This window comes from Kitasatospora albolonga, assembly GCF_039535905.1.
Lineage (GTDB): Bacteria > Actinomycetota > Actinomycetes > Streptomycetales > Streptomycetaceae > Kitasatospora > Kitasatospora albolonga.
Genome location: NZ_BAAAYB010000149.1, coordinates 136,100 through 163,070, shown reverse-complemented (window position 1 = coordinate 163,070; position 26,971 = coordinate 136,100). Strand labels below are relative to the sequence as shown.

General features: G+C 72.8%; 23 protein-coding genes. 14 read left to right on the top strand and 9 right to left on the bottom strand.

The genetic code is table 11. From position 1 onward, the window contains the following. Positions 1 to 38 precede the first annotated feature (38 nt). Positions 39 to 725, top strand: coding sequence for a response regulator transcription factor (locus ABD946_RS37180; protein ID WP_345290153.1), 687 nt, complete (start codon positions 39 to 41; stop codon positions 723 to 725). Next, positions 722 to 2,095, top strand: coding sequence for a sensor histidine kinase (locus ABD946_RS37175; RefSeq protein ID WP_345290151.1), 1,374 nt, complete (start codon positions 722 to 724; stop codon positions 2,093 to 2,095). Before ABD946_RS37180 ends, ABD946_RS37175 begins: the two co-directional genes overlap by 4 nt. 7 nt (positions 2,096 to 2,102) lie before the next feature. Here the strand turns inward: ABD946_RS37175 and icmA are convergent, their stop codons facing one another. The 3 genes from icmA to ABD946_RS37160 form a co-directional block, all read right to left on the bottom strand. Next, positions 2,103 to 3,788, bottom strand: a complete 1,686-nt coding sequence (gene icmA, locus ABD946_RS37170) for a coenzyme B12-dependent isobutyryl-CoA mutase large subunit (RefSeq protein WP_345290150.1) — start codon at positions 3,786 to 3,788, stop codon at positions 2,103 to 2,105. A 132-nt stretch (positions 3,789 to 3,920) separates the two neighbouring features. Next, entirely contained in the window at positions 3,921 to 4,253 is a 333-nt protein-coding gene (locus ABD946_RS37165) for a DUF3817 domain-containing protein (RefSeq protein ID WP_345290149.1), read from the bottom strand. 56 nt (positions 4,254 to 4,309) lie between these two features. After that, complete coding sequence (locus ABD946_RS37160; protein WP_345290148.1) at positions 4,310 to 4,816, bottom strand: MarR family transcriptional regulator; 507 nt, start codon at positions 4,814 to 4,816, stop codon at positions 4,310 to 4,312. A 445-nt stretch (positions 4,817 to 5,261) separates the two neighbouring features. On the opposite strand from ABD946_RS37160, the gene ABD946_RS37155 reads away from it, so the two are divergent. Further along, the gene (locus ABD946_RS37155) at positions 5,262 to 6,896 is read left to right on the top strand and encodes a M4 family metallopeptidase (protein ID WP_345290253.1); all 1,635 of its coding nucleotides are present in this window, start codon (positions 5,262 to 5,264) and stop codon (positions 6,894 to 6,896) included. 537 nt (positions 6,897 to 7,433) lie between these two features. Continuing rightward, a complete protein-coding gene (locus ABD946_RS37150; protein WP_345290146.1) occupies positions 7,434 to 9,080 on the top strand; it encodes a M4 family metallopeptidase in 1,647 nt (548 codons plus the stop codon). A 90-nt stretch (positions 9,081 to 9,170) separates the two neighbouring features. Here ABD946_RS37150 and ABD946_RS37145 read toward each other — a convergent pair whose 3' ends face one another. Continuing rightward, on the bottom strand, positions 9,171 to 9,494 hold the full coding sequence (locus ABD946_RS37145; protein ID WP_345290145.1) for a DUF3817 domain-containing protein: 324 nt from the start codon (positions 9,492 to 9,494) through the stop codon (positions 9,171 to 9,173). A 171-nt stretch (positions 9,495 to 9,665) separates the two neighbouring features. Between ABD946_RS37145 and ABD946_RS37140 the strand changes: the two genes are divergently transcribed. From ABD946_RS37140 to ABD946_RS37125, 4 genes are all read left to right on the top strand, one after another. Beyond that, positions 9,666 to 10,307 (top strand): AIM24 family protein, encoded by a 642-nt coding sequence (locus ABD946_RS37140; RefSeq protein ID WP_345290144.1) that lies wholly within the window; start codon positions 9,666 to 9,668, stop codon positions 10,305 to 10,307. Continuing rightward, positions 10,307 to 10,957, top strand: a complete 651-nt coding sequence (locus ABD946_RS37135) for an AIM24 family protein (protein ID WP_345290143.1) — start codon at positions 10,307 to 10,309, stop codon at positions 10,955 to 10,957. Before ABD946_RS37140 ends, ABD946_RS37135 begins: the two co-directional genes overlap by 1 nt. 149 nt (positions 10,958 to 11,106) lie before the next feature. Further along, the gene (locus ABD946_RS37130; protein WP_345290252.1) at positions 11,107 to 11,928 is read left to right on the top strand and encodes an AIM24 family protein; all 822 of its coding nucleotides are present in this window, start codon (positions 11,107 to 11,109) and stop codon (positions 11,926 to 11,928) included. 51 nt (positions 11,929 to 11,979) lie between these two features. After that, positions 11,980 to 12,498, top strand: coding sequence for a MarR family winged helix-turn-helix transcriptional regulator (locus tag ABD946_RS37125; protein WP_345290142.1), 519 nt, complete (start codon positions 11,980 to 11,982; stop codon positions 12,496 to 12,498). A gap of 56 nt (positions 12,499 to 12,554) precedes the next feature. On the opposite strand, the gene meaB is transcribed toward ABD946_RS37125, so the two are convergent. Both meaB and ABD946_RS37115 read right to left on the bottom strand, forming a co-directional pair. Beyond that, positions 12,555 to 13,511 (bottom strand): methylmalonyl Co-A mutase-associated GTPase MeaB, encoded by a 957-nt coding sequence (gene meaB / locus ABD946_RS37120; RefSeq protein WP_345290141.1) that lies wholly within the window; start codon positions 13,509 to 13,511, stop codon positions 12,555 to 12,557. Positions 13,512 to 13,697: 186 nt separating this feature from the next. Beyond that, positions 13,698 to 14,888 carry an acetyl-CoA C-acetyltransferase gene (locus ABD946_RS37115; RefSeq protein ID WP_345290139.1) on the bottom strand — a complete coding sequence of 397 codons (1,191 nt, stop codon included), beginning with the start codon at positions 14,886 to 14,888 and terminating at the stop codon, positions 13,698 to 13,700. A 251-nt stretch (positions 14,889 to 15,139) separates the two neighbouring features. On the opposite strand from ABD946_RS37115, the gene mce reads away from it, so the two are divergent. From mce to ABD946_RS37100, 3 genes are all read left to right on the top strand, one after another. Further along, positions 15,140 to 15,583, top strand: coding sequence for a methylmalonyl-CoA epimerase (gene mce / locus ABD946_RS37110; protein WP_345290138.1), 444 nt, complete (start codon positions 15,140 to 15,142; stop codon positions 15,581 to 15,583). A gap of 441 nt (positions 15,584 to 16,024) precedes the next feature. Further along, the gene (locus ABD946_RS37105) at positions 16,025 to 20,554 is read left to right on the top strand and encodes a hypothetical protein (RefSeq protein WP_345290137.1); all 4,530 of its coding nucleotides are present in this window, start codon (positions 16,025 to 16,027) and stop codon (positions 20,552 to 20,554) included. A gap of 106 nt (positions 20,555 to 20,660) precedes the next feature. Continuing rightward, complete coding sequence (locus tag ABD946_RS37100) at positions 20,661 to 21,590, top strand: coiled-coil domain-containing protein (protein WP_345290136.1); 930 nt, start codon at positions 20,661 to 20,663, stop codon at positions 21,588 to 21,590. A gap of 268 nt (positions 21,591 to 21,858) precedes the next feature. Here the strand turns inward: ABD946_RS37100 and ABD946_RS37095 are convergent, their stop codons facing one another. Continuing rightward, entirely contained in the window at positions 21,859 to 22,626 is a 768-nt protein-coding gene (locus tag ABD946_RS37095) for an alpha/beta fold hydrolase (protein WP_345290134.1), read from the bottom strand. A 92-nt stretch (positions 22,627 to 22,718) separates the two neighbouring features. Here ABD946_RS37095 and ABD946_RS37090 point away from each other — a divergent pair, with 92 nt between their 5' ends. Both ABD946_RS37090 and ABD946_RS37085 read left to right on the top strand, forming a co-directional pair. Next, positions 22,719 to 23,702, top strand: coding sequence for an ABC transporter ATP-binding protein (locus ABD946_RS37090; protein WP_345290133.1), 984 nt, complete (start codon positions 22,719 to 22,721; stop codon positions 23,700 to 23,702). Beyond that, positions 23,702 to 24,469: an ABC transporter permease gene (locus ABD946_RS37085; RefSeq protein ID WP_345290132.1), complete on the top strand. Its 768-nt coding sequence runs from the start codon at positions 23,702 to 23,704 to the stop codon at positions 24,467 to 24,469. Before ABD946_RS37090 ends, ABD946_RS37085 begins: the two co-directional genes overlap by 1 nt. Positions 24,470 to 24,501: 32 nt before the next feature. On the opposite strand, the gene ABD946_RS37080 is transcribed toward ABD946_RS37085, so the two are convergent. Further along, positions 24,502 to 24,822 carry an ATP/GTP-binding protein gene (locus ABD946_RS37080; RefSeq protein WP_345290130.1) on the bottom strand — a complete coding sequence of 107 codons (321 nt, stop codon included), beginning with the start codon at positions 24,820 to 24,822 and terminating at the stop codon, positions 24,502 to 24,504. Positions 24,823 to 25,053: 231 nt separating this feature from the next. Here ABD946_RS37080 and ABD946_RS37075 point away from each other — a divergent pair, with 231 nt between their 5' ends. Then, the gene (locus ABD946_RS37075; RefSeq protein WP_345290129.1) at positions 25,054 to 26,292 is read left to right on the top strand and encodes an LLM class flavin-dependent oxidoreductase; all 1,239 of its coding nucleotides are present in this window, start codon (positions 25,054 to 25,056) and stop codon (positions 26,290 to 26,292) included. A gap of 66 nt (positions 26,293 to 26,358) precedes the next feature. On the opposite strand, the gene ABD946_RS37070 is transcribed toward ABD946_RS37075, so the two are convergent. Further along, positions 26,359 to 26,751: an SCO5389 family protein gene (locus ABD946_RS37070; protein ID WP_345290128.1), complete on the bottom strand. Its 393-nt coding sequence runs from the start codon at positions 26,749 to 26,751 to the stop codon at positions 26,359 to 26,361. Positions 26,752 to 26,971 lie beyond the last annotated feature (220 nt).

Sequence of the window (26,971 nt, the reverse complement as noted above, 5' to 3'; positions counted from 1 at the left end):
AGAGAGTTCTAATAGCCCGGTTTGCCATGCTTGTCCCCATGAGCAGCAGCCCGAGGATCCTGGTGGTGGACGACGACCCGGAGGTGCGGGCCGCCGTCGAGGACGGTCTCGCGGTGGCCGGGTACACCACCCGGGGCGCACCGGACGGCCTGGCCGCCCTGGCCGAGCTGGGCGGCTGGGAGCCGGACGCGCTGGTGCTGGACGTGATGATGCCCGGGCTGGACGGCCTGGCGGTCTGCCGGCGGCTGCGCGCCCTCGGCGACCGGACGCCGATCCTGGTGCTCACCGCGAAGGACTCGGTCAGCGACCGGGTGGACGGGCTGGACGCGGGCGCCGACGACTACCTGGCCAAGCCCTTCGCGCTCGACGAGCTGACCGCCCGGCTGCGCGCGCTGCTGCGCCGGGCCGCCCCGGAGGCGACGGACGGGGCGCTGACCCACGGCGACCTGGCACTGGATCCGGTGAGCCGGACCGGCCGGCGCGGGGGGCGGCCGCTGGAGTTCACCCGCACCGAGTCGGCCCTGCTGGAGCTGCTGCTGCTCCACCCGGGCCAGGCCCTGCCGCGCGAGCTGGTGATGGAGCGGGTCTGGGGCGCGGACTTCGGGCCGGATTCCAACTCCCTGGCGGTGTACGTCGGTTACCTGCGCCGGAAGCTGGAGGCGGGCGGCGAGCCGAGACTCGTGCACACCGTCCACGGGGTCGGCTACCGCCTCGGTGACACATGAGCGAGCACGCCCGCTGGCGCAGCCGCCGCCCGCTGCGCACCCGGCTGGCGCTGGCCACCTCGGCGGCGGTGGCCCTGGTCGCGCTGGGCGTGTGCGCCGCCGCCTTCGTGGTGATCCGCTACGAGCTGGTGCACCAACTGGACCTGACGCTCACCCAGCACGCCACCCTGGTGAAGCAGCAGCAGCGCGGGCAGCCCCCGCAGGTGCTGCACGGCGAGTGCGGCTACCTGGCCGCCCCGCCCTGCACCCAGATCGTCCCGGCCGACCCGGGCCGGGACCCGTCGGCGCCCTGGCTGCTGCCGGTCACCGGGGCGACCCGGCAGGTGGCGGCGGGGCGGCGGGCGGCGTACTTCACCGCCGTCACCGTGGACGGGCACCCGGCGCGGATGCTCACCACGCCCTACGAGGCCGAGCCGGGCCGGGCCGTCCAGGTGGCGCTGCGCTCGGACACGGTGGAGCAGGGCGTGCGCCAGGCCGGGGAGCTGCTCGCGGCGGTGGCCGGGGCCGGGGTGCTGCTGGCCGGTGGGCTCGGCTACGCGGTGGCCCGGACCGGGCTGGCCCCGGTGGCCCGGCTGACCTCGACCGCCGAGCGGATCGCCGCCACCCGGGACGCCACCGTCCGGATCGAGCTGCCCGAGGGCCGCGGCGAGGACGAAGTCACCCGGCTGGCCCGGGCGTTCAACACCATGCTGGGCGAGTTGGAGCAGTCGGTGACGGCCCGGCGGCGGCTGGTCGCGGACGCCTCGCACGAGCTGCGCACCCCGCTCACGGCACTGCGCACCAACGCCGAACTGCTGGGCCGGGTCGAGCGGTTGACGCCCGAGCAGCGGGAGCGGGCGGCCGCCGGGCTGCAGCGGCAGCTGCGGGAGGTGACCGGGCTGGTGAACGACCTGATCGAGCTGGCCAGGGACGAGGAACCGCAGGCCCTGGTGGAGACCGTCCGCCTCGACCTGCTGGTGGCGCACTGCGTGGAGACCGCCCGGGGCCACTGGCCCGCGGTGCGCTTCGAGGCCGCCCTGGCCGCCGACGTGACGATCCCGGGCGTCCCGGCCCGGCTGGTGCGGCTGGCGGGGAACCTGCTGGACAACGCGGCCAAGTTCAGCCCGCCCGGCGGACCGGTCGAAGTGACGCTCACCGAGCGGGAGTTGACGGTGCGGGACCACGGCCCGGGGATCTCCCCGGAGGACCTCCCGCACGTCTTCGACCGCTTCTACCGGGCCCCGTCCGCCCGCGCCCTGCCCGGCTCGGGCCTCGGCCTGGCGATGGCCCGGCAGATCGCCCGGGCCCACGGCCTGGAGCTGGACGCGGAGCGGGCCCCCGGCGGCGGCGCGCTCTTCCGCGTGCGCCTCGGCCGCCGGGGGCCCGGATGAGGGTCCGTCAGAACCGCGCGGTCTCCTGGTAGATGCCCCACTCGCCGCGCAGCGCGTTGCAGATCTCGCCCAGGGTGGCCTCGGCCCGGATCGCGTCGAGCATCGGCGGGATCATGTTCTCCCCGGAACGGGCGGCCGCCAGCATGGCGTCCAGCCCGGCCCGCACCGCGGCCTCGTCACGCGCGTCCTTGCGGGCGCCGAGCACCCGGACCTGCTCGCGCTCGACCTCGTGGCTGACCCGGAGGATCTCCAGCTCGGGGGTGACGCTGCGCGGGTGGCAGTTGACGCCGACCACGCGCTTGTCGCCCTTCTCCAGCGACTGCTGGTACTGGAAGGCGGCCTCGGCGATCTCGCCGGTGAACCAGCCGTCCTCGATGCCGCGCAGGATGCCGGAGGTGATCGGCCCGATCGGGTGGTCGGCCGTCCCCTTGTCCAGGATGCGCTGGAAGATCTCCTCCGCCTGCGCCTCGATCCGGTCGGTCAGCGCCTCGACGTACCAGGAACCGCCCAGCGGGTCGGCCACGTTGGCGACGCCGGTCTCCTCCATCAGCACCTGCTGGGTGCGCAGCGCGATCTCGGCGGCCTGCTCGCTGGGCAGCGCCAGCGTCTCGTCCAGCGCGTTGGTGTGCAGCGACTGGGTGCCGCCGAGCACGGCGGAGAGCGCCTCGACGGCGGTGCGCACCACGTTGTTGTACGGCTGCTGGGCGGTCAGCGAGACGCCCGCCGTCTGGGTGTGGAAGCGCAGCCACTGCGCCTTCTCGGTCTTCGCGCCGTAGCGGTCGCGCATCCACCGGGCCCAGATCCGGCGCGCGGCGCGGAACTTGGCGATCTCCTCGAAGAAGTCCAGGTGCGCGTCGAAGAAGAACGACAGGCCGGGGGCGAAGACGTCCACGTCCAGGCCCCGGGAGAGGCCGAGCTCGACGTAGCCGAAGCCGTCGGCCAGGGTGTAGGCGAGCTCCTGCGCCGCCGTCGCCCCGGCCTCGCGGATGTGGTAGCCGGAGACCGAGAGCGGCTTGTAGGCCGGGATGCCGGTGGCGCAGTACTCCATCAGGTCGCCGATCAGGCGCAGGTGCGGCTCGGGCGCGAAGAGCCACTCCTTCTGGGCGATGTACTCCTTGAAGATGTCGGTCTGCAGCGTGCCGTTGAGCACCGAGGGGTCGACGCCCTGGCGCTCGGCCGCCACCAGGTACATGCAGAAGACCGGCACGGCCGGGCCGCTGATGGTCATCGAGGTGGTGACGTCGCCGAGCGGGATGCCGTCGAACAGCACCTCCATGTCGGCGGCCGAGTCGATCGCCACGCCGCAGTGGCCGACCTCGCCGAGCGACTTGGCGTCGTCGGAGTCGTAGCCCATCAGGGTCGGCATGTCGAAGGCGACCGAGAGCCCGCCGCCGCCGGCCTCCAGGATCATCCGGTAGCGCTCGTTGGTCTGCTGCGCGTTCCCGAAGCCGGCGAACTGACGGATCGTCCAGGTGCGGCCGCGGTAGCCGGTGGCGTGCAGGCCACGGGTGAACGGGTACTCGCCCGGCCAGCCGATCCGCTCGAAGCCCTCCACGGGCTGGCCGGGGGCCGGGCCGTAGACCGGCTCGACCTGGTCACCGCTGAGCGTGGTGAAGTCCGCGTCCCGCTTCCGGGCCTTGTCGTAGCGCTGCTGCCAGCGCTGCCGGCCTGCCTCGATGTCCTCGGCGTCCACGTCAGGACTCCACTCAACTCACGGCCGCCGCCCTTGTGGGGCAGGGCACAGCTTCGGCTTGTCCCGACAATTTACTCGGACGTCCTAGTAAATGTCGATGGCTGCCGATGAGCGGGGCCGGGCTGTGTCGGGTCAGGCCTGCGCGGGCTGCTCGGTCACGATCAGCGGGGCGATCTCGCGCGAGACCTTGCGCTCGACGAAGAAGGCGGCGGTCGGGATGGTCCCGGCCAGCAGCACCCAGGCCAGCTTGCCCATCGGCCACTTGGCCTTGGAGCCCAGGTCGAAGGCGAACACCAGGTAGACCACGTAGAGCCACCCGTGCGCGATGCTGACCACCGAGGTGAACGAGGCCGCGGCGGAGCTGTCCAGCGCGTACTTCCCGACCATGCCGAGGGTCAGCAGGATCAGGAGGACGCCGGTGACGTAGGCCAGGGCCCGGTAGCGGGTCAGCACACTCTGCTTCATGGCATCGAGGGTAGCCGCCCTCACGGGCACCGATCCGCGGGGGTCGGCCCGGGCGCTCAGCCCTGGAAGTCGCCGGCCGCGACCCGCAGCGGGAGCAGCACCTCGAAGATCTTCCGGCACTGCTCCTCGCTGTAGCCCTCCAGGCCGAAGTCCATCGCCATCAGCTCCCGGGTGGCCTGCTCGACCACCTCGCGGCCCCGGTCGGTGATCGAGGCCAGCACGCCGCGGCCGTCCAGCGGATTGGGGCGGCGGGCCACCAGGCCGGCCCGCTCCAGCCGGTCCACGGTGTTGGTCACGCTGGTCGGATGGACCATCAGCCGCTCGCCGATCTTGGAGAGCGAGAGTTCGCCGGTCCGGCTGAAGGTCAGCAGCACCAGTGCCTCGTACCGGGCGAAGGTCAGCCCGTACGGCTTGACCACCGCGTCCACCCGGCCGAGCAGGATCTGGTGGGCCCGCATCACCGAGGTGATCGCCGGCATCGCGGGCGCACCGCCCCACCGGTCGGTCCAGTGCGCCTCGGCGCGGGCGATCGGGTCGAAGTCGAGAGCTAGCGGCTTGGGCATCGCCCCACCGTACCCGCGAGTCGGCCCTTGGGTAGCGGCTGTCCACGATGGTGGACAAGGGTCACACCTGGCGGGGTCCCGCCAGCGGGGCCGCCGGATCGCCACCGAGCGTGCAGCCGATCGCTACGGTGAGCAACTACCGGCAGGGGAACGGGAGTTGCCGATTCTCACGGCCCGGTGGCGGGCCGCGTCGCGGCTCTGCCCGCGAGCACGGAGGTTCCGTCCCGCTATGCCCCTTGTGCCCGGCGCAGCGATCCGGCCACCGCACGGCGGGGGCGCACTGGCGGGACCCGGCCAATACCCGGCGAAGACCTGTCATTTCACCTGATGGATTGTCATGCTTCTGGCCATCCCGTACGGCACCGCCACCCCACCCTCATGGCCGGTGCCGCCCGCGACCGCGACCGCGGTCGGCCCCCACGGAAGGAACCCGTACGTGAAGCGAATGCTGACGGTCGGCGCCGCTCTCTCCGCCACCGCGATCCTCGCCAGTGCCATCCAGGTCAGCGCCGTCGCCCAGGCCGCGCCGGTCTCCGTGAGCAGCAAGGGTTCGACCCTCCAGCGCGCCGAACTCAAGGCACTGGCCCAGTCGTACGCCCCCGTGGTGGCCAAGGCGCTGGGCCTCGGCTCCTCGGAGGCGCTGGTCGCCAAGGACGCCGTGCTGGAGGCCGACGGCAGCAAGCACCTGCGCTTCGACCGGACCTACGCCGGCCTCGCCGTGCACGGCGGTGACCTGGTCGCCCACCTGAGCGCCAAGGGCAAGGTCGTCTCCGTGGACAAGGCCACCGAATCGGCCATCGCGCTGCCCAGCCTGACCCCGGCCGTCGCGGCCGACAGCGCCGCCAAGCAGGCCAAGGGCGCCGTGCAGGCCACCGTCGGCCAGACCATCGACGCGGACGAGGCCCCGCTGAAGTCGGTCACCGGCACCTCCGCCGCCAAGCTGACGGTCTGGGCCGTCTCCGGTGCCCCGCGCCTCGCCTACGAGACCGTGGTCGAGGGCGTGCGCGAGGGCGGCATCCCCTCCGCCCAGCTGCTGATCACCGACGCCGCCACCGGCGAGGTGCTCTCCACCCACGAGCAGTACGTGGCGGCCGCCGCCACCGGCTCGGGCAAGGGCGTGCACGTCGGCTCGGTCACCCTGACCACCAACTACACCGGCTCCACCTACGAGTTGAAGGACCCGACCCGGGGCAACACCCGGACCTCCGGCCTGGCCGGCGGCACCTCGGGCAACGGCACCCTGTTCACCGACGCCGACAACGTCTGGGGCACCGGCTCGGCCTCCAACGCGCAGTCCGCCGCCGTGGACGCCCAGTACGGCGCGGTGGCCACCTGGGACTACTACAAGAACAGCTTCAACCGCCTCGGCATCCGCAACGACGGCGTCGGCGCGCTGAGCCGGGTGCACTACGGCAACGCGTACGTCAACGCGTTCTGGAGCGACAGCTGCTTCTGCATGACCTACGGCGACGGCACCGGCAACACCAACCCGCTGACCGCGCTCGACGTCTCCGGCCACGAGATGACCCACGGCGTCACCTCCAACACGGCCGGCCTGGTCTACTCCGGCGAGTCCGGCGGCCTGAACGAGGCCACCTCGGACATCTTCGGCACCATGGTCGAGTGGTCCGCCGGCCTGTCCGTCGACCCGGGTGACTACCTGATCGGCGAGAAGATCAACATCTTCGGCAACGGCAAGCCGCTGCGCTACATGGACAAGCCCTCCCAGGACGGCAAGTCCAAGGACACCTGGTACTCGGGCATCGGCTCGATCGACGTCCACTACTCCTCGGGCGTCGCCAACCACTTCTTCTTCCTGCTGGCCGAGGGCAGCGGCGCCAAGGTGATCAACGGCGTCAGCTACAACAGCCCGACCTCCAACGGCTCCACCATCGTCGGCATCGGCCGGACCAAGGCCGCCGCGATCTGGTACAAGGCGTTGACCACCTACATGACCTCCACCACCAACTACAAGGGCGCCCGCACCGCGACCCTGAGTGCGGCCTCCTCCCTCTACGGGGCCAGCAGCACCGAGTACAAGACCGTCGCCGCCGCCTGGTCGGCGGTGGGCGTCAACTGACGTCCCCTCAACGGCACTCCGACGGCCGGCCCCCTCTCCGGGGGCCGGCCGTCCGGCATTTAGCAGGTACACCGTCAAAGCGACAAGATGCCCGCGGTGGCGAAGTCCCGCCACTGGCACTTCTGGTACGTACCAGAGTCCCGATTACCCGCAATGTGTCCGCAACACGGGGATTGGTCTGGACAGTTGCCGGATTTCGACGGCCGTTCAGCTTCCGTTCGGGTCGAAACTCCGTACCGCTGCCCCTATTTGACCGACATGTCCGTCATGTCAGGGCGTCGATCCGGCCATCACGGAGCGTGCGGAACTGGCGGGTGCTGGCCAACTCTCGACTGAGACCTGTCATTTCAGCACCTGCATTAGTCATGCTTCTCGCCAGCCCCGTACGGCACGGCCGCCCCACCACATCCGGCCGTGCCGCGTGACCGCACGGAGCAGCACGTCAGCACCCGTTCCGCCCCACAGGCCGCCAACCCCGGCGCCCCGGAGCGAGGTGCGACCGCGCACACGCGGTTGAACTTCGGAAGGAACCCGCACATGAAGCGCACGCTGACTGTCGGAGCCGCTCTCTCCGCCTCGGTGATCCTCGCCAGTGCCATCCAGGTCAGCGCCGTCGCGCAGGCCGCCCCCGTTCCGGCGAGCAGCAAGGGCGCCGTCACCGCCCAGCGCGCCGAGCTCAAGGCGCTGGCCCAGTCGTACGCGCCGGCCGTCGCCAAGGCCCTCGGCCTGGGCAAGGACGAGACCCTGGTCGCCAAGGACGCCGTGGTGGACGCCGACGGTGCCCGGCACCTGCGCTTCGAGCGCACCTACGCCGGCCTGTCGGTGCTCGGTGGCGACCTGGTCGCCCACCTGAGCGCCAAGGGCAAGGTCCTCTCCGTGGACAAGGCCACCGAGGCCGCCATCGCGCTGCCCAGCCTGACCCCGGCCGTCCCGGCCGACAACGCCGCCAAGCAGGCCAAGGGCGCCGTGCAGGCCACCGTCGGCCTGACGGTGGACAAGGACGAGGCCCCGATCAAGCAGGTCACCGGCACCTCCGCCGCCAAGCTGATCGTCTGGGCCACCTCGGGCACCCCGCGCCTCGCCTACGAGACCGTGGTCGAGGGCGTGCGCGAGAACGACATCCCGTCCGCGCAGAAGCTGGTCACCGACGCCGCCACCGGCGAGGTGCTCTCCACCCACGAGCAGTACCTGGCCGCCGCGGCCACCGGCTCGGGCAAGGGCGTCTTCGTCGGCTCGGTCACCCTGACCACCAACACCTCCGGCTCGACGTACCAGCTGAAGGACCCGAGCCGCGGCAACATGTACACCACCACGCTCAACAACAAGACCTCGGGCAACGGCACCCTGCTGACCGACGCGGACAACGTCTGGGGCACCGGCACCGTCTCCAGCGCCCAGTCCGCCGCCGTGGACGCCCAGTTCGGCGCCGCGGCCACCTGGGACTACTACAAGAACTCGTTCGGCCGCCTCGGCATCCGCAACGACGGCGTCGGCGCCTACAGCCGCGTGCACTACGGCCGCAACTACGTCAACGCGTTCTGGGACGACGGCTGCTTCTGCATGACCTACGGCGACGGCGCCTCCAACACCCACCCGCTCACCGAGCTGGACGTGGCCGGCCACGAGATGACCCACGGCGTCACCTCCAACACCGCGGGCCTCAACTACGCGGGCGAGTCCGGCGGCCTGAACGAGGCCACCTCGGACATCTTCGGCACCATGGTCGAGTTCACCGCGAACATCGCCGCCGACAAGGGCGACTACCTGATCGGCGAGCTGATCAACATCAACGGTGACGGCACCCCGCTCCGTTACATGGACAAGCCCTCCAAGGACGGCGGCTCGGCCGACTACTGGTCCTCCGGCGTCGGCAACCTGGACGTCCACTACTCCTCGGGCGTGGCCAACCACTTCTTCTACCTGCTCTCCGAGGGCAGCGGCGCCAAGACCGTCAACGGCGTCAGCTACAACAGCCCGACCGCCAACGGCTCGACCCTGACCGGCATCGGCCGGACCAAGGCCGCGGCCATCTGGTACCGCGCGCTGACCGTGTACTGGACCTCCACCACCAACTACGCGGGCGCCCGCACCGGCACCCTCAAGGCGGCGGCGGACCTCTACGGCACCGGCAGCGCCGAGTACAACGCGGTGGCGGCCGCCTGGACCGGCGTCAACGTCAAGTGACGTCCCGTCAGCACCGCTAGTACCGCCTGAACGCGCGAAGGCCCGGTCCCTCCGGAGGGGAGGACCGGGCCTTCGTGTCGTTCCGGGCGGTCAGGCCGCGGCGGGCTGCCCGGCGGCCGGGTACTCGCCGCGCTCCTCCTTGGCCAGCATCCGCTCGGCCGCGAAGCCGCCGAAGGGCAGCACGGAGAGCACGAACAGCACGATGCCGCGCTTGGCGTCCCAGCGCTGCTTCTGCCAGGCCAGCGCGAGGAAGACCACGTAGAGGACGAAGAGCACGCCGTGCACCATGCCCATCACGGGCACCGCGTTGAAGTCGGTCGTCCGCTTCAGCAGCGAACAGATCAGCAGCAGGATGAAGGACAGGCCCTCGGGGGCGGAGACCAGGCGCAGGCGGTGGACGGCACTGCTCTTCACGGTGGGTACCTCGTAACGTCGGCGGGCTTGTGAACCGGCGCACAAACCGGCCCCGCCATTATGACCCGCCCTTTACCTTCACCCGGACGGCGGGGGCCCTCGTGTACCGGATCTGTACCAGTGGCCCCGGGGCCCCTCCCCCGGCGCGAACCGGACCGCTATCTTCAGCGCGTGGCACAGTTTCGACTCCAGGGCTCCAAAGTGCTCGCCGTCGACCTGGCGGGCGACTCGGTCAAGGCCCGCAACGGTTGCATGGTCGCGTACACCGGACAGATGAACTTCAAGAAGCTCAGTGGCGGTGGTGACGGCCTGCGCGGCATGGTCACCCGCCGGCTGACGGGCGAACAGATGGAGGTCATGGAGGTGAAGGGGCAGGGCACCTGCTACTTCGCCGACCGGGCCACCGAGATCAACCTCGTCCGGCTGAACGGCGAGACCCTCTACGTGGAGGCGGACAACCTCCTCTGCACCGAGGCGAGCCTCAGCACCGGCACCAGCTTCACCGGCCTCAACGGGATGGCCTCCGGCACCGGCCTGTTCACCACCAAGGTGGAGGGCCACGGCTGGGCGGCCGTCACCTCGAAGGGCCCGGCGGTCATCCTGCGGGTCTCCCAGGGGCTGCCGCTGCGGGTGGACCCGGGCGCGTACATCGCGCACACCGGGAACCTCAACCGGGCGCTGAAGTCGGGCGGCGGCTGGACCGCCAACCTGATCGGCGAGGGCGGCGGCGAGGCCGTGCAGGTCGAGTTCAACGGCGAGGGCCTGGTCTACGTCCAGCCCTCCGAGCGGCTCACCATCGGGGGCGACGTCTGATGCCGTTCACCAAGGTCAACTCCAAGCTGATCGAGGCCAAGGTCTTCCCCGGCCAGCGCATCCTCAGCCAGCGCGGCTCGATGATCGCCTACACCGGCGAGGTCTCCTTCACCCCCAACGTGATGGGCGGTCAGGGCGGTGTGATGGGCATGATCGGTCGCCGGGTGGCGAACGAGGACACCCCGCTGATGAACGTCGAGGGCCAGGGCTCGGTGCTCTTCGGCCACGGCGGCCACCACATCCAGATCATCGAACTCACCGGCGACACCCTGCTGGTGGAGGCCGACCGGCTGCTCGCCTTCGACGGCACGCTCCAGCAGTCCACCGTCTTCCTCGGCTCGCAGGGCGGGGTGATGGGCATGGTGCGCGGCCAGATGAGCGGCCAGGGCCTGTTCACCACCCAGCTCAGCGGCCAGGGTTCGGTCGCGGTGATGGCGCACGGCGGCTTCGTCGAGCTGCAGATCCAGCCGGGCCAGCCGGTGCACGTGGACCCGCAGGCCTACGTGGCGCACCGCGGCCAGGTGCAGAACAAGCTGTCCACCTCGCTGGGGTGGCGCGACATGGTGGGCCGCGGCTCCGGCGAGGCGTTCCAGCTGGAGCTCTCGGGCCACGGTGTGGTGTACGTCCAGGCGAGCGAGGAGAAGCTCTGATGTCCTACCCGCCGCAGCAGCCGTACCCCCCGCAGCAGCCCTACGGCCAGCAGCCGGGCTACCCGCCGCCGCCCCAGCAGCCGTACGGGCAGCAGCCGGGCTACCCCCAGCAGCAGCCCGGGTACCCGCCGCAGGCGCCCACCCAGCACATGCCGCAGCCCGGCCAGGGCATGCCCGAGCCGCCGCCGGTGCACGACGTGCACAGCCTGCCGGTGAACGACAACGTCAACCCGTACTGCTTCTCGGTCGAGCTGAACGGCCCCTACTACCTGCAGAAGGGGAAGATGATCGCCTACTACGGCGACGTCCGCTTCACGGGTGTGGGCCACGGCTCGATCGACCGCGCACTGGGGCGCAACTTCAACTCCCCGCTGCACGCCTCCGACTGGGTGGTGGCCGAGGGCCGGGGCAAGCTGCTGCTCGCCGACCGCGCCTTCGACCTGAACTCCTACGACTTGGAGAACGGCAACCTGACGGTCCGTTCGGGGAACCTGCTGGCCTTCGAGCCGACCCTCCAGCTCAAGCAGTCGATCATCCCGGGCTTCCTCACCCTGATCGGCACCGGCAAGTTCGTGGCCGCCTCCAACGGCCCGGTGCACTTCGTCGAGCCGCCGATCAAGGTGGACCCGCAGGCGCTGGTCGGCTGGGCCGACTGCCCGGCCCCCTGCCACCACTACGACCACGGCTACATGACCGGCCTGCTCGGCGGGCTGCGCCAGCTGACCGGGATCGGCGGCGCCTCCGGCGAGGAGCACCAGTTCGAGTTCATCGGGGCCGGAACGGTGCTGATCCAGTCCAGCGAGACCCTGATGGCCGAGCGCTCGGTCGGCGTGGTGCACGCCGAGGCCGGCGTCCCCGGCGGCGGGTACGGTGTACCCCACCAGGCGGGGCACGGCGGGCAGCAGCTGCCCAACATCAACGTCCCGGGGCTGGGCAACCTGGGCGATCTCGGGCGGCGGTTCGGACTCTAGGGCCCGCCGTACGATTGTAGAACTTTGAACTATCTCGGTATGCTGTCTGCCATGGACGCCTCTACCGACACCCCCGCAGAGGTCTCCTCCCCGCCGGTGGCGGAGGAGGAGACCCCCTGGCTCACCGCCAAGGAGCAGCAGTTCTGGCGCGCCCACCTGGAGGTCAGCCACCTGCTCGAGTACCAGCTCGGCCGCGAACTGCAGCCCCACGGGCTGGCCAACAACGACTACGAGATCCTGGTCGTGCTCTCCGAATCCCCCGACCGGCGGATGCGGATGACCGACCTGGCCACCGCCACGCTGCAGTCCAAGAGCCGGCTCTCGCACCAGATCACCCGGATGGAGTCGGCCGGCCTGGTGCTCCGTCAGGAGTGTCCGGGCGACCGGCGCGGCCTCTTCGCCCACCTCACCGAGCACGGCTGGGACATCCTGCGCAAGGTCGCCCCCGACCACGTGCGCTCCGTCCGGCACCACTTCATCGACCGCTTCACCCCGGAGCAGATCGACGCCCTGTTCGCCGCCCTCGCCCCGGTCGCGGAGCACCTGCGCGGCCTCAAGGGCCGCAGCTGACCGGCGCCTGACGCACCGTCGGCCGGACACCCCCGGGTGTCCGGCCGACGCGCGTCTCAGGCCTCGGTGAGCCCGGCGACCAGCTCGTCGGCCGCACCGTACGGATCCAGCTCGCCGGCCGCCACGCGCTCCGCCAGTGCGGACAGGTGCCGGTCCCCGCGCAGGTCGCCGATCCTCGCCCGCAGCGCGGACAGCGCGATCGCCTCGACCTCGTCCGCCGCGCGGCGCCGCCGGCGGACCGTCAGCTCACCGCTCTCCGCCAGCCAGGCGCGGTGCTTCTCCAGCGCCTCGACCACCTCGTCGATGCCCTCGCCGCGGGCCGCCACGGTCTTCACGATCGGCGGCCGCCAGTCCCCCGCCGCCCGGGCCTCGCCCAGGCCCAGCATGTGGTTCAGCTCCCGGGCGGTGGCGTCCGCGCCGTCCCGGTCCGCCTTGTTCACCACGAAGACGTCACCGATCTCCAGGATCCCGGCCTTGGCCGCCTGGATCCCGTCGCCCATCCCCGGGGCCAGCAGCACCACCGAGGTGTCCGCCTGCGCGGCGATCTCCACCTCGGACTGCCCGACCCCGACGGTCTCCACCAGGATCACCTCGCAGCCCGCCCCGTCCAGCACCCGCAGCGCCTGCGGAGCGGCCCAGGAGAGCCCGCCCAGGTGCCCCCGGGTGGCCATCGAGCGGATGAACACGTCCGGGTCGGTCGCGTGGTCCTGCATCCGCACCCGGTCGCCCAGCAGCGCCCCGCCGGAGAACGGCGAGGACGGGTCCACCGCGAGCACGCCGACCCGCTTGCCGAGCTTGCGGTACGCCGTCACCAGCGCCGAGGTGGAGGTCGACTTCCCCACCCCCGGCGACCCGGTCAGCCCCACCGTGTACGCCCGCCCGGTGTACGGCGCCAGGGCCGCCATCGCCTCGCGCAGCTGCGGCGCGGCGTTCTCCACCAGGGAGATCAACCGCGCCACGGCCCGCGGCCGGCCCTCCCGGGCCTGCTCGACCAGCGCCGCAACGTCGACCATTTCGCACTCCTCGATCGTGGTCACGCCCCGCAGGGCGCAGGGAACGTACGTGGTTACGCCCGGGGGCGCGAGGAACTGCGCGAGGCGGAAGGCCACTCACCTGCAACTGAGGCTCCATCAGCCAGTTGCCGGTGCTGCCGTTCCCCTGCGCGCAGTTCCCCGCGCCCCCGGGATGACCACCTACGCTCAGCTCTGCCGCGGCACCCGGACGATCAGGGCGTCGCCCTGGCCGCCGCCGCCGCAGAGGGCGGCCGCGCCGGTGCCGCCGCCGCGGCGCTGGAGCTCCAGCGCCAGGTGGAGCACCAGGCGGGCGCCGGACATCCCGATCGGGTGGCCCAGCGCGATCGCGCCGCCGTTGACGTTGACCTTCTCCTCGGAGACGCCGAGGTCCAGCATCGACTGGTACGCGACGGCGGCGAAGGCCTCGTTGATCTCGATCAGGTCGAGGTCCTCGACGCCGATGCCCTCCTTGGACAGGGCGTGGTTGATCGCGTTGGACGGCTGCGACTGCAGCGAGTTGTCCGGGCCCGCGACGTTGCCGTGGGCGCCGATCTCGGCGATCCAGCTCAGGCCCAGCTCCTCGGCCTTGGCCTTGCTCATCACGATCACCGCGGCGGCGCCGTCGGAGATCTGCGAGGCGGAGCCGGCCGTGATGGTGCCGTCCCTGGTGAAGGCCGGGCGGAGCTTGGCGAGGCCCTCGACGGTGGTGTCCGCGCGGATGCCCTCGTCCTGGGAGAACAGCACCGGGTCGCCCTTGCGCTGCGGGATCTCGACCGGGACGATCTCGGCCTCGAAGACGCCGTTCTTCTGGGCGGCGGCGGCGCGCTGGTGGGACTGCGCGGAGAGCCGGTCCTGGACCTCGCGCTCGATGCCCAGACGGGTGTTGTGCTTCTCGGTGGACTCGCCCATCGGGATGGACTCGTAGGCGTCGGTCAGGCCGTCGTGGGCCATCGAGTCGAGCATCTCGATCGCGCCGTACTTGAAGCCCTCGCGGGACTTCGGGAGCAGGTGCGGGGCGTTGGTCATGGACTCCTGGCCGCCGGCCACCACGATGTCGAACTCGCCCGCGCGGATCAGCTGGTCGGCCAGCGCGATGGCGTCCAGGCCGGAGAGGCAGACCTTGTTGACGGTCAGCGCCGGGACGTTCATCGGGATGCCGGCCTTGACGGCGGCCTGGCGGGCCGGGATCTGGCCGGCGCCGGCCTGGAGCACCTGGCCCATGATCACGTACTGGACCTGGTCCGGGGTCAGGCCCGCACGCTCCACCGCGGCCTTGATCGCGAAGCCGCCGAGATCGGCGCCGGAGAAGCCCTTGAGCGAACCGAGCAGCCGCCCCATGGGGGTCCGGGCACCGGCGACGATCACTGAAGTAGTCATGAGACGAGCCCCTTCGCGCGTCAGGCATGAGGGTGTGGGGATGCCGCCTCAATGTACTGAGCCGTAACCCGGGCGTCACCGGAGCCGAGGTGTGATCAGCGGCACGTGTCACCCATCGGTCAACACTGTGTCAGCACGGGCCGGTGAATTGTGAGCAGGCTCGCACGTGACGTGCTGGCGCTGCGTCAACTCGGTGCGCTGCACTGGTACCCACCTTCCAAACCCCTCACTCTCTCCCCCGGAGGCCAGCCGTGCTGACCCGCATCGACCACATCGGGATCGCCTGCTTCGACCTCGACAAGACGGTCGAGTTCTACCGCGCCACCTACGGCTTCGAGGTCTTCCACAGCGAGGTCAACGAGGAGCAGGGCGTCCGCGAGGCCATGCTCAAGATCAACGACACCTCGGACGGCGGCGCGTCCTACCTCCAGCTGCTGGAGCCGACCCGCGAGGACTCCACCGTCGCCAAGTGGCTCGCGAAGAACGGCGAGGGCGTGCACCACATCGCCTTCGGCACCGCCGACGTGGACGGCGACGCGGCCGACATCAAGGCCAAGGGCGTCCGGGTGCTCTACGAGGAGCCGCGGATCGGCTCGATGGGCTCCCGGATCACCTTCCTGCACCCCAAGGACTGCGGCGGCGTGCTGACCGAGCTGGTCACCTCCGCCGAGGGCGGCGCGCACGAGGCCCACTGAGCCCGGGGCGGGGTCGTGCCCGTACGGCCCCGCACCGTCCACCGGGTGGCGACCCGTCAGTAACCTCCGAAAAGCGCACCGGGGCCATTCCCTCCGCAGGCCGTCCCACTACAATGCCCGGGTGCGCGGAGCTCCGGGGAGGACCGGTCCTGCGGGCACGGCCGATGACGGGGGCAGCCGAGGCTGGTCCCGGCTCAAGGGGAGTCCACCAACCGGGCGCGACGACACGGTCGCAGTTCGGATCTGTCACCATTCTCCACAGGCAAGAGTTCGCTCAGGAGTCCACCCGGACGGCGGAGCGCGGAACGACCGCGCGCCGGACGCCCCCGGGCTCCGACCGTGGCACCCGCCACGGCTGCAAGGACCAGCCGGAACGACCCCGCCACGGGGGTCGCGAGGGCCGGGTCGAGGACGCGACCAGGAGATGGATGGGACCGCGGAGTGCGGGGCTACGACCGCTACGAGGCTGACGATCACCTCTCCCAGTTCGAGGCCGAGTTGGATCGGGCTCGCAAGGAGCGGGACAAGACCGTCCAGCATGCCGAGGACCTCGCCTACCAGGTCGAGGTGCTCCGGGCCAAGCTGCACGAATCCCGTCGGCAGCTCGCCCAGCCGCGCGCCTTCGACTCCGTCTCCGGCCAGGCCGAGCAGATGCTCCGCAACGCCGAGATGCAGGCCCAGCAGCTCCGTGCCGAGGCCGAGCGCCAGCTGCACGAGTCCCAGCAGGCCACCCAGCGGCTGATGGCCGAGGCGGCCGAGCGCACCGCCCGCATCGAGGCGGAGTACAACGCCCGCCGCCGCCAGCTGGAGGAGGAGCTCGCCGAGCTCCGGCACAGCGCCGAACGGCACGTCAACGAGAACGTCGCCTGGGCCGAGCAGACCCGCTCCGGCACCGAGCAGGAGGCCCAGCGCCTGCTCCAGGACGCCCGCGCCGAGTGCGACCGACTGGTCGCCGCCGCCCGGGCCGAGGCCGAGGCGCTGGCCGACCAGGCCCGCGCGCAGACCGCCGCCGACGTGGACGCCGCCCGCGGCGAGGCCCAGGCCGCCGCCGAGGCCGCCCTGCTGCGCGCCCAGAACGACGCCGAGCGCCTGCTCCGGGCCGCCTCCGAGCAGGCCCAGCAGGCCAACGCCCAGGCCGAGGCGGTGGCGGGCGAGGCCCAGCAGCAGCTGGCCGGCGCCCAGGCCGCCGCCGAACAGCGCCTGGTGGAGGCCCGGGCCGCCGCCGAGCGGGGGCTGGCCGAGGCCCAGGCCGCCGCCGAGCAGCGGCTGGACGAGGCCCAGGCCGAGATCAGCCAGCTCAAGCTGAAGGCCGCCGAGGACCAGCAGCGCGCCACCGAGGCGCTGGGCACCGCCCAGGCCGAGATAGAGCGGCTGCGGGCCGAGGTGCTGGCCGAGGCCGAGCGCTCCCGCCAGGAGACCGCCGAGCTGCGGGCGCAGGCCGAGGCCGCCGCCGAGCAGCAGCTGGCCGAGGCGGAGGCCGCCGTCCAGCGGCTGGTCGCCGACGGCGAGGCCGCCTCCGACCAGCGCTCGCAGACCGCCAAGGCCGAGATCGCCCGGATGGTGGCCACCGCCACCAAGGAGACCGACCGGATCAAGGCCGAGGCCGCCACCGTCAAGGCCGAGGCCGAGGCCGCCCGGGCCGCCGCCGCCGAGGAGGGCGAGCGGCTGCGCGGTGCCGCCGAGTCGGTCGCGAACGAGCTGCGCTCCGAGGCCGAGGCGGCCATCGCCGAGCAGCGCGCCGAGGCCGAGCGGGCCGTCGCGGAGCAGCGCGCCGAGGCCGAGGCCGCCATCGCCCGGCTGCACGAGGAGGCCCGCGAGGCCGGCCGGGCGGAGGGCGCCAAGGACGCGGCCCTGCACCTGGCCAAGGCGGCCAAGCAGGCCGAGGAGGCCGTCGCCCGGGCCGCCCGGGAGGCGGCCGAAGCCGTCGCGGCCGGCACCGCCGAGGCGGAGCGGCTGCGCACCGAGGCGGCCGAGGAGGCCGACCAGCTGCTGACGGAGGCTCAGGCCGCCGTCGAACAGGCACAGAACGCCGCCCAGGAGGACGCCGCCGCGATCCGCGAGCAGCTCACCCGGGCGCACCAGGAGGCCGAGCGGCTGCGCGCCGAGGCCGAGGAGCTGCACGCACGGGCCACCACCGAGGCGGAGCGGGTCGAGGGCGAGGCCCGGCGCCAGGCGGTGCTCCGGATCGAGGAGTCCGCGAAGACCGCCGAGGAGCTGCTCACCAAGGCCAAGGCCGACGCGGACGAGCTGCGGGCCGGGGCCGCCGCCGAGCTGGAGCGGCTGCGGGCCGAGGCCGAGGAGCGGGCCGCCGAGACCCAGGGCCGGGCCGAGCAGACCCTGACCCGGGCCCGCGAGGAGGCCCGCAAGGTCACCGCCACCGCCGAGCAGCGCGGCCAGGACGCACTGGCCGCAGCCAAGGCGGCGGCCGCCGAGAACCGTTCCGCCGCGGAGCGGGAGACCGCCGAACTCCGGCGCGAGGCCGTCGAGTTCGACCAGCGGGTGCGGGCCGAGGCGCAGGCCGCGGCCGAGGCGCTGGCTGCCGAGACCAGGGCCGCCGCCGAGGCCGCCCGCACCGAGGCCTCCGACTGGGCCGACGGCCACCGCGCCGAGGCCGAGGCCTGGGCGGTCCGCCGCCGCGGCGAGGCCGAGACCGAGGCCGAGGCGCTGCGCGAGGAGAGCCGCCGCGAGCGGGCCCAGGCGCAGACCGCGCTGGACCGCGAGCAGACCGAGACCGCCGAACTGTTGGCCGCCGCCCGGGCCGACCGGGAGGCCGCCGCGCTCGAAGCGGACGAGCTCACCACGCGGACCGCCGCCGAGACCGCCGAACTCCGGGCCGCCGCCGAGGCGGAGACCACCGAGCTGCGCGAGCGCACCGCCCGGGAGAGCGCCGAGCTCACCGAGCGCACCGCCCGGGAGACCACCGAACTCGCCGAGCGCACGGCCGCCGAGACCGACGCCCTGCGCGAGCGCACCGCCGCCGAGACCGACGCCCTGCGCGCCGCGGTCGAGGCCGAGGTGGCCGCGCTGCGCACCGAGGCCGGCACCGAGACCACCGAGCTGCGCGAGCGCACCGCCGCCGAGGTGGCCGAGCAGTTGGCCGCCGCCGGGCGGGAGGCCGAGGAGCTGCGGGCCGAGGGTGCCCGGGAGTTGGCGCAGGCCCAGGAGGAGGCGGCCGCCGCCGTCACCGAGGTCGGCGTGCTGCGGGCCCTGGCCACCACCGAGCTGGCCGAGCTCCGCTCCAACGCCGAGAAGGAGGCCGCCGGGCTGGTCTCGGCCGCCGAGGACGAGGCCGCCGAGGTCCGGCAGTCCGTGGCCGGACTGCACGAAGCCGCCTCCCAGCAGATCGCCGAACTGCGCGCAGCCGCCGAGCGGGAGGCCGCCGACACCCGCGAGCTGGCCGAGCTGGAGACCGCCGAGCAGCGCGAGCTGGCCGCCGCCGAGACGCAGGCGCTGCGCGCCGCCGTCGAGGCCGAGGTGGCCGCGCTGCGCTCCGACGCGGAGGAGGAGACCGCCGCGCTGCGCGAGCGGATCGCCGCCGAGCTCGCCGCCGACCGCGAGCGCACCGCCGACACCATCGCCCGGGACCGGGCCGAGGCCGAGGCCTACGACGAGCAGCTGCGCGCCGAGGCCCGCGCCGAGCGCCAGGACGCGCTGGAGTTCGGCGAGCGGACCAGGGCCGAGGCCGAGGAGGAGGCCCGCCGGACCACGGCGGAGGCCGAGCAGCGGGGCGCCGCGGCCGTCGCCGAGGCGGAGGACTTCGCCGCCGCGCTGCGGGCCGAGGCCGAGGAGTACGCCCTCGCCACCCGCACCCTGGCCGAGGACTACGAGTCGGCCACCCGCGGCCGGGCCGACGCCTACGACGCGGAGACCCGCGAGGCCGCCGAGCAGTTCGACCGGGCCACCCGCGAGCAGGCCAAGTCCGTGCTGGAGAAGGCCTTCGCGGACGCCGAGTCGCTCGGCGAGGACGCCCAGGCCACCGCCCTGGCCACCACCGCCGCCGCCGAGGAGCAGGCCGACGCGATGGTCGCGGCCGCCCGCAAGGAGGCCGAGCGGCTCACCGCGGCCGGCGAGGCGGCCGGCCAGGCCGAGGTGGAGCGCGCCCGCGCCGACGCGGACGCGCTGCTCTCCGAGGCCCGCCGGGACGCCACCGGCATCCGCGAGCGCGCCGAGGAGCTGCGCGAGCGCACCGACTCCGAGATCGAGGCCCTGCACGAGCGGGCCCGCAAGGAGAACGCGCAGGCCATGAAGTCGGCCGGCGAGCGGGTGGACGCGCTGGTGACGGCGGCTCAGGAACAGCTCACCGAGGCCGAGGAGCAGGCCACCACGGCCGTCGCCGAGGCCGAGGAGAAGGCGGCGAAGCTGGTCGCCGACGCCGAGGAGAAGGCCGCCGAGCTCACCTCGGAGGCCTCCGCCGAGGCCGGCAAGGTGCGCATCTCCGCCGTCCGCAAGGCGGAGGGCCTGCTCAAGGAGGCCGAGCAGAAGCTCGCCGCCTCCACCGAGCGGGCCGACAGGCTGCGCACCGACGCGGAGGCCGCGCTGGCCGCCGCCGAGGAGGAGGCGGCGCAGAAGCTGACGGCCGCTCAGGAGGAGGCCGAGCAGCAGCTGGAGGCCGCCTCCGACCAGGCCGAGAAGCGGCTGAAGCGGGCCGACGAGACCGCCGAGGAGCAGCTCGCGCTGGCGGCCGAGGAGGCCGAGCGGATGCTGGCCGAGGCGAAGGCCGAGGCGCAGCGCGTGACCGACGAGGGCCGCCGGGAGTTGGACGAACTGGTCCGCCGGCGCAAGGACATCAACACCGAGATCTCTCGGGTGCAGGACGTCCTGTCCGCGTTGGAGGCCTTCGAGGCGCCGTCACCGGTCGCCCAGGCCAACGGGGGAAGCAGTGGCAAGAAGGACGGGGCGGCGAAGGCCGGTGCCGGTGTCGGTTCTCCCCGTTCGGGGGGCAATCGCACCGGCAGCGCACCACCCGATTGAGCGGACATTGTCCGTGGAGCAACGGCGTTTCGCCGTAGACACTCCGATAACGTGTCAGGATTCCCTCAACCACCTCAGCGGTTAACGACAGGAAGCCCAGAACCCCATGAGCGACAGTCACTCCCCTCACGGCTTCGACCTGGTGCGCCGTGGGTACGAGCGTGCCCAGGTCGACGAGCGGATCACCAAGCTGGTGGCCGACCGCGACTCCGCCCTGACCAGGATCGGCGCGCTGGAGAAGCGCATCGAGGAGCTCCACCTGGAGACCCAGAGCGCGCAGGCCGCGGTCTCCGAGCAGGAGCCCTCGTACGCCGGCCTGGGTGCCCGGGTCGAGAAGATCCTCCGCCTCGCCGAGGAGGAGGCCAAGGACCTGCGCGACGAGGCGCACCGCGCCGCCGAGCAGCACCGCGAGCTGGCCGAGGCCGCCGCTCAGCAGGTCCGCACCGAGGCGGAGAACTACGCCAAGGACCGCAAGGCCAAGGCCGAGGACGAGGGTCTGCGGATCGTCGACAAGGCGAAGAGCGACAGCGCCCAGCTGCGCGCCGAGGCCAACAAGGACGCTCAGAACAAGCGCGAGGAGGCGGACGCCCTCTTCGAGGAGACCCGCACCAAGGCCGCCCAGGCCGCCCTCGAGTTCGAGACCAACCTGGCCAAGCGCCGCGAGCAGTCCGAGCGTGACCTGGCGGCCCGTCAGGCCAAGGCCGAGAAGCGCCTCGCCGAGATCGAGCACCGCGCCGAGCAGCTCCGCCTGGAGGCCGAGAAGCTCCGCACCGACGCCGAGCGCCGCGCCCGCCAGACCGTCGAGACGGCCCAGCGCCAGTCCGAGGACATCGTGGCCGACGCGAACGCCAAGGCCGACCGCATCCGCAGCGAGTCCGAGCGCGAGCTCGCGGCCCTCACCAACCGCCGCGACTCGATCAACGCCCAGCTCACCAACGTCCGCGAGATGCTCGCCACCCTCACGGGTGCCGCCGTCGCGGCCGCCTCGCTGCCGACCGACGACTCCCTCGGCGTCCCGGCCCAGCAGTCCCGCTGACCCACCCTCAGGGCCCGCACACCCCCTCCGGGGAGGTCGTGCGGGCCCTTTGGCATGCGCGGCGACGCCCGGCAGGGCAGCTGCTCAGGGGCGCGAGGAACTGCGCGAGTACGGAAGGCGGACCACCGCCAGGTCGGGGCAGGCGAGCCAGTTGCCCGTGCTGCCGTTCCCCCGCGCGCCCCGCGGCGGAGCCGCCGATCAGCAGAGCCCCGCGCCCCTGAGGCCACTGCCTGGCGGGCCGTCAGAGGGCCGCTGACGGCCTGTCGGGTCAGCAGCGGCGGAGGAGGGCCCGGGCGGCGGCGTTGAAGCTCTCGGGGGCCTCCAGGGAGCTCAGGTGGCCGACGCCCGGGATGACGGTGAGTTCGGCGCCGGGGAGGGCCTCCGCGATGAGGCGGGCCTCGGCCAGCGGGGTGAGGGCGTCGTGCTCGCCGACCACCACCGCCGCCGGCACGTCCAGGGCCCGGAGGGCGGCCAGCGACTCGGGCCGGGCGGCCATCGCCCGCTGGGCCCAGGCCACTCCGGCGGGCGAGGCGGCGGCGATCATCTCCCGTACGTGGGAGGTGAGTTCGGGGTCCGTGCCGGGCCCGAGCAGCCCGTCCTCGATCTTCTCCTCGGCCAGCAGCGCCACGCTGTCCCGGGCCAGCACGGCCCCCGCGATCCGCTCCCGGTTGGCCTTGGCGGCGGGGGTGTCCACCGTCGCCTTGGTGTCGGCCAGCAGCAGTCCGGCGATCCGCTCGGGGTGGCGGCGGGCCAGCGCCATCGCGACGTAGCCGCCCATCGAGAGGCCGCCGAACACCGCCTGCTCCAGGCCCAGTTCGTCCAGCAGCTCCACCAGGTCGTCGGCCACGGTGTCGAGCGAGGGCGGCGCGTCGCCGACGGGGGTGGCGCCGAAGCCGCGCTGGTCGGGGGTGATCAGGGTGGCGACGTCGGCGAGCGGGGCGAGCTGGGCCTGCCACATCCGGGCCGAGAGCGGGAAGGCGTGCAGGAGCACCAGCGGCGTACCGACGCCGTGGGTGCCGTGAGCGGGGAGAGTCATGGTGCCCACCGTATGGCGGCACACCGACCGGCCGCAGCAGCGCGCTGCTCTGTCCGCTTTGTCATAGCCTGACGGAGAGTGAGGGAGCGCAAATGATCGAATTGCACGAGCTGACGAAGCGTTACGGCGACACCGTCGCCGTGGACCGGCTGAGCTTCCAGGTCCCCCAGGGGGTGGTCACCGGCTTCCTCGGGCCGAACGGCGCGGGCAAGTCCACCACCATGCGGATGATCCTCGACCTGGACCGCCCGACCAGCGGCCGGGTCACCATCGACGGCAAGCGCTACGGGCAGCTCAGCGAGCCGCTCAAGTACATCGGCGCGCTGCTGGAGGCCAAGGCCGTGCACCCGGGCCGGACGGCGTACGACCACCTGCTCTGGCTGGCCCAGAGCAACCGCATCCCGCGCGCCCGGGTGGACGAGATGCTCGCGCTGGTCGGGCTGACCGCCGTGGCCCGCAAGCGCTCGCGCGGCTTCTCGCTCGGGATGGGGCAGCGGCTCGGCATCGCCTCCGCGCTGCTCGGCGACCCGGAGATCGTGATGTTCGACGAGCCGGTGAACGGGCTCGACCCCGAGGGCATCCTGTGGATCCGGAACCTGATGAAGGGTCTGGCCGCCGAGGGCCGCACCGTCTTCGTCTCCTCCCACCTGATGAGCGAGATGGCGCTGACCGCCGACCACCTCGTGGTGATCGGCCGCGGCCGGCTGCTGGCCAACCTCTCGATGGCGGAGTTCATCAAGCAGAACTCCCGCTCGGCGGTCCGGGTCCGCACCCCGCACGTGGAGCAGCTGCTCACCGCGCTGCACGGCGCCGGGCTGAACGCCACCCCGGGGCCGGACGGCGCCTACGAGATCGAGGACGGCGACCTCGCCCACATCGGCGAGCTGGCCGCCTCGCACGGGGTGACGCTGCACGAACTGAGCCCGCAGCAGGCCTCGCTGGAGGAAGCCTTCATGCAGATGACCGCCGACTCGGTGCAGTACCACGCCGGTGACGGCCGCGGCGGCGCCGCCCCCGAGCGCACCGCCGCCCCGCAGAGCGCCGGCTGGGGCGCCGGCTGGAAGGAGAACAGCTGATGGCGTCGTTCCCCGCCGTCCTGCAGTCCGAGTGGACCAAGATCCGCAGCGTCCGCTCCACCATCTGGACGCTCGCCCTGACCTTCCTGATCACCCTGGTGGTCGGCGGGCTGCTCTCGCTGGTCACCAAGTTGAACTTCGACGAGTTCACCCGGGGCTCCAGCACCCCCTTCGACGCCACCGGGACGGCCTTCTCCGGCATCCTGCTGGGCGAGTTGGCCATCATCGTGTTCGGGGTGCTGGCGGTCGGCAACGAGTACAGCACCGGCATGATCCGGGTCAGCCTGGCCGCCGTCCCGCAGCGGGGGACCCTGCTGCTCGGCAAGGCCGCGGTGCTCGGCGCGCTGGCGCTGGCCGTCTCGCTGGCCACCGCCTTCATCACCTTCTTCGTCGGCCAGGCGGTGCTCGGCGACCACTCCACCACGATCGGCGCGCCGAACGTGCTGCGCGCGGTGATCGGGGCGGCGCTCTACCTGACCATGCTCTGCCTGTTCGCGGCCGGCGTGACCGCCATGCTGCACAACCAGACGCTGGCGCTGGGCGTGCTGGTGCCGTTCTTCTTCCTGCTCTCGCCGATCCTGTCGGCGGTGCCGTACGCCAAGAACGTCGCCCGGTACTTCCCGGACTACGCGGGTTCCCGGATGATCACCGTCTACGAGCAGTCCGGCCAGCCGTACGGGCCCTGGACCGGCTTCTTCATCTGCCTGGCCTGGACCGTGGCCGCCATCGCCGGCGGCATCCTGGTCCTCAAGAAGCGCGACGCCTGACGGCACGTCACCCTCACGGAACGCCCTCCGCCTCAGTGGCGGGGGGCGTTCCTGCCGCGCTGGACGTTGCTGCTGCGGCGCTCACGGGCGCTCCAGCAGGCGCGGTGCCAGTGGCGGCGGTCGTCCACGCCGGCGCCGTGAGCGGGCCAGGCCACCACGTGGCCGACACCGGGCGGGATCTCCTGGTCGCAGCCGGGGCAGCGGTAGAAGCGGCCCGAGGTGCCCGGGATCGTCTGCACCACCCAGTCCTCGCCGCCGAACTCCTCGACCCGCCGCAGCGTGCCGCCGAACGGCACGCCTGACGGCTCCTCCGGGGCGGCCTGACTGCGGGGCGGCTTGCGGCGGGGCGACACGGCGGGCACCTCTCGGACGGAGCGGACGGTCTGGTCCTCCAGGGTACGGGGCGCACCACCCCGCCCCGCAGCCCTACCACGCGGGCCGACGGCGCCTCAGGCTTTCCGGGGAGATCCACCCGATCTTCCGCGAATCGGGGCGTTCCGAGTGCCAATGGCACATGACATCGGTTACTCAACGAGGGACAAGGCGGGGCTCGCAGACCCTGCGGCACCCGAGGAGGCCATCCGATGACCGACACCGACCAACTGACCACCCCTCAGCTCGACCTGCCCCCGGCACCGCTGCTGGGCGACGCGTCGGGGACCGACTCCCTCAGGGTCGGCGCCTTCCTGCTCTCGGCCCAGTTCCCGGGCCAGGACCACGGTGCGGTGCTGCGCCGCACCGTCGCCGCCGCCGAGACCGCCGAACGGTCCGGCCTGGACTCGGTCTGGCTGGCCGAGCACCACTTCGTGCCCTACGGCGTCTGCCCGGACGCGGCCACCCTGGCCGCCCTGCTGCTCGGCCGGACCCGCCGGATCGGCGTCGGCACGGCGGTCAGCGTGCTCTCCACCACCCACCCGGTGGCCCTCGGCGAGAAGGCCGCGCTGCTCCACCTGACCTCCGACGGCCGGTTCACGCTGGGCGTGGGCCGGGGCGGGCCGTGGATCGACCTGGCGGTGTTCGGCACCGGCGCGGCCGCGTACGAGGAGGGCTTCGGCGAGCGGCTCGACCTGCTGCTGCGCTGGCTGCGCGGCACCCGGGTCGGGGCCCAGGGGCCGCAGTTCAGCTTCCCGGCCGTGGACGTGGTGCCCCGCGCGACCGGGCCGCGCCCGGCCGACCTGGCCGACTGGCTCGACGGGAGGCCGTTGACCCGCTTCCCCCGTCAGCGGCCGGGCGGCGGAGCGGTGGACGGCGCCCTGCCGATCGGCGGACACTCCGTCACCTCCGACCCGGCACAGGGCGGCCCGCCGGTGATCGCCGCCTGCACCTCGCCGGCCGGCGTCCGGGCGGCGGCCGAGCGCGGGCTGCCGATGCTGCTCGGGATGCACTCGGGCGACGAGGACAAGTCGCTGATGCTGGAGGCCTACCGGACCGCCTGGCGGGAGTGCGGCCGGGGCGAGGAGCAACTGGCCCGGGTGGAGCGGGAGCACATGGCCGCCGGAGTGGTGCAGATCGAGGACCGGACGGCGACGGCCCGGGCCCGGCTGCTGGCCGCGATGCCCGGCTGGTTCGAGCACGGGCTCGGCGCGCACCGCACGGTGGACGGCCGGGAGCGCCGGATGCGCGATCCGCGCGAGTACACCGAACTGCTCTGCGACCTGCACGCGGTGGGCACGCCCCGGCAGGCCGCGGACCGGCTGCTGGCCACCGCCGAGCGGACCGGCATCCGCCGCTTCGCCCTGCTGGCCGAGGGCTCGGGCGAGCACGCCGCGACCATGGAGAACATCGCCCGGCTGGGCACCGAGGTGCTCCCCCAGCTGGACTGAGCGAACGTCAGGACGCCGGGCCCTGGTGCAGGCGGCCCGGCGTCCCGGCAGTTCGGCGGTCAGGCCTCAGCAGTCCCGCAACTCATCGGACTGGTTGAGCAGTTGGGCCCGGACCGAGGTGAAGCGGTGGTACCGCTCGTCGCTCTGCTCCGAGGGCGCGAAGACCGCGACCCGGTGGCAGTTCTGGAACGCCAGCCGGACGCCGAAGTGCCGCTGCAGGGCACCCCGGATCGCGTCGCTGGCCATCGCCCGCAGCAGCTGGCCCCGGGCCTGCTCGCTGGGCGGCGGTACCTGGTTGTCGGCGAAGTCGGTGCCGTCCACCTGCACCTGGGCGACCAGCGAGCTGATCAGGTCCCAGGCGTACGGCAGGGAGGTTCGGACGCAGTCGACGAACTCCCTCTCGTCGACCTCTCCTCTCTCGGCCTTCTCCAGCAGGGCCGGTGAGACGTCGAGCGACATGGGTTCTCCTCTCGCGGTCCACCCCGGGCGGACCGCCGGGGTGGTCGTACGTCGTGCCGTTGGTGCCGTTGGTGCCGCTGGTGCAGTTGTGGAAAGCTACGACCGCTCACCACAGAGTGACATCCGCTCGTCAGTACGGCCGGGGAATCCCCCGATTCGAACCGCAATCGCCGCGTGCCCCGTCAGATTGGCCGAATCCCGTCGGATCGTTCATCGAAGT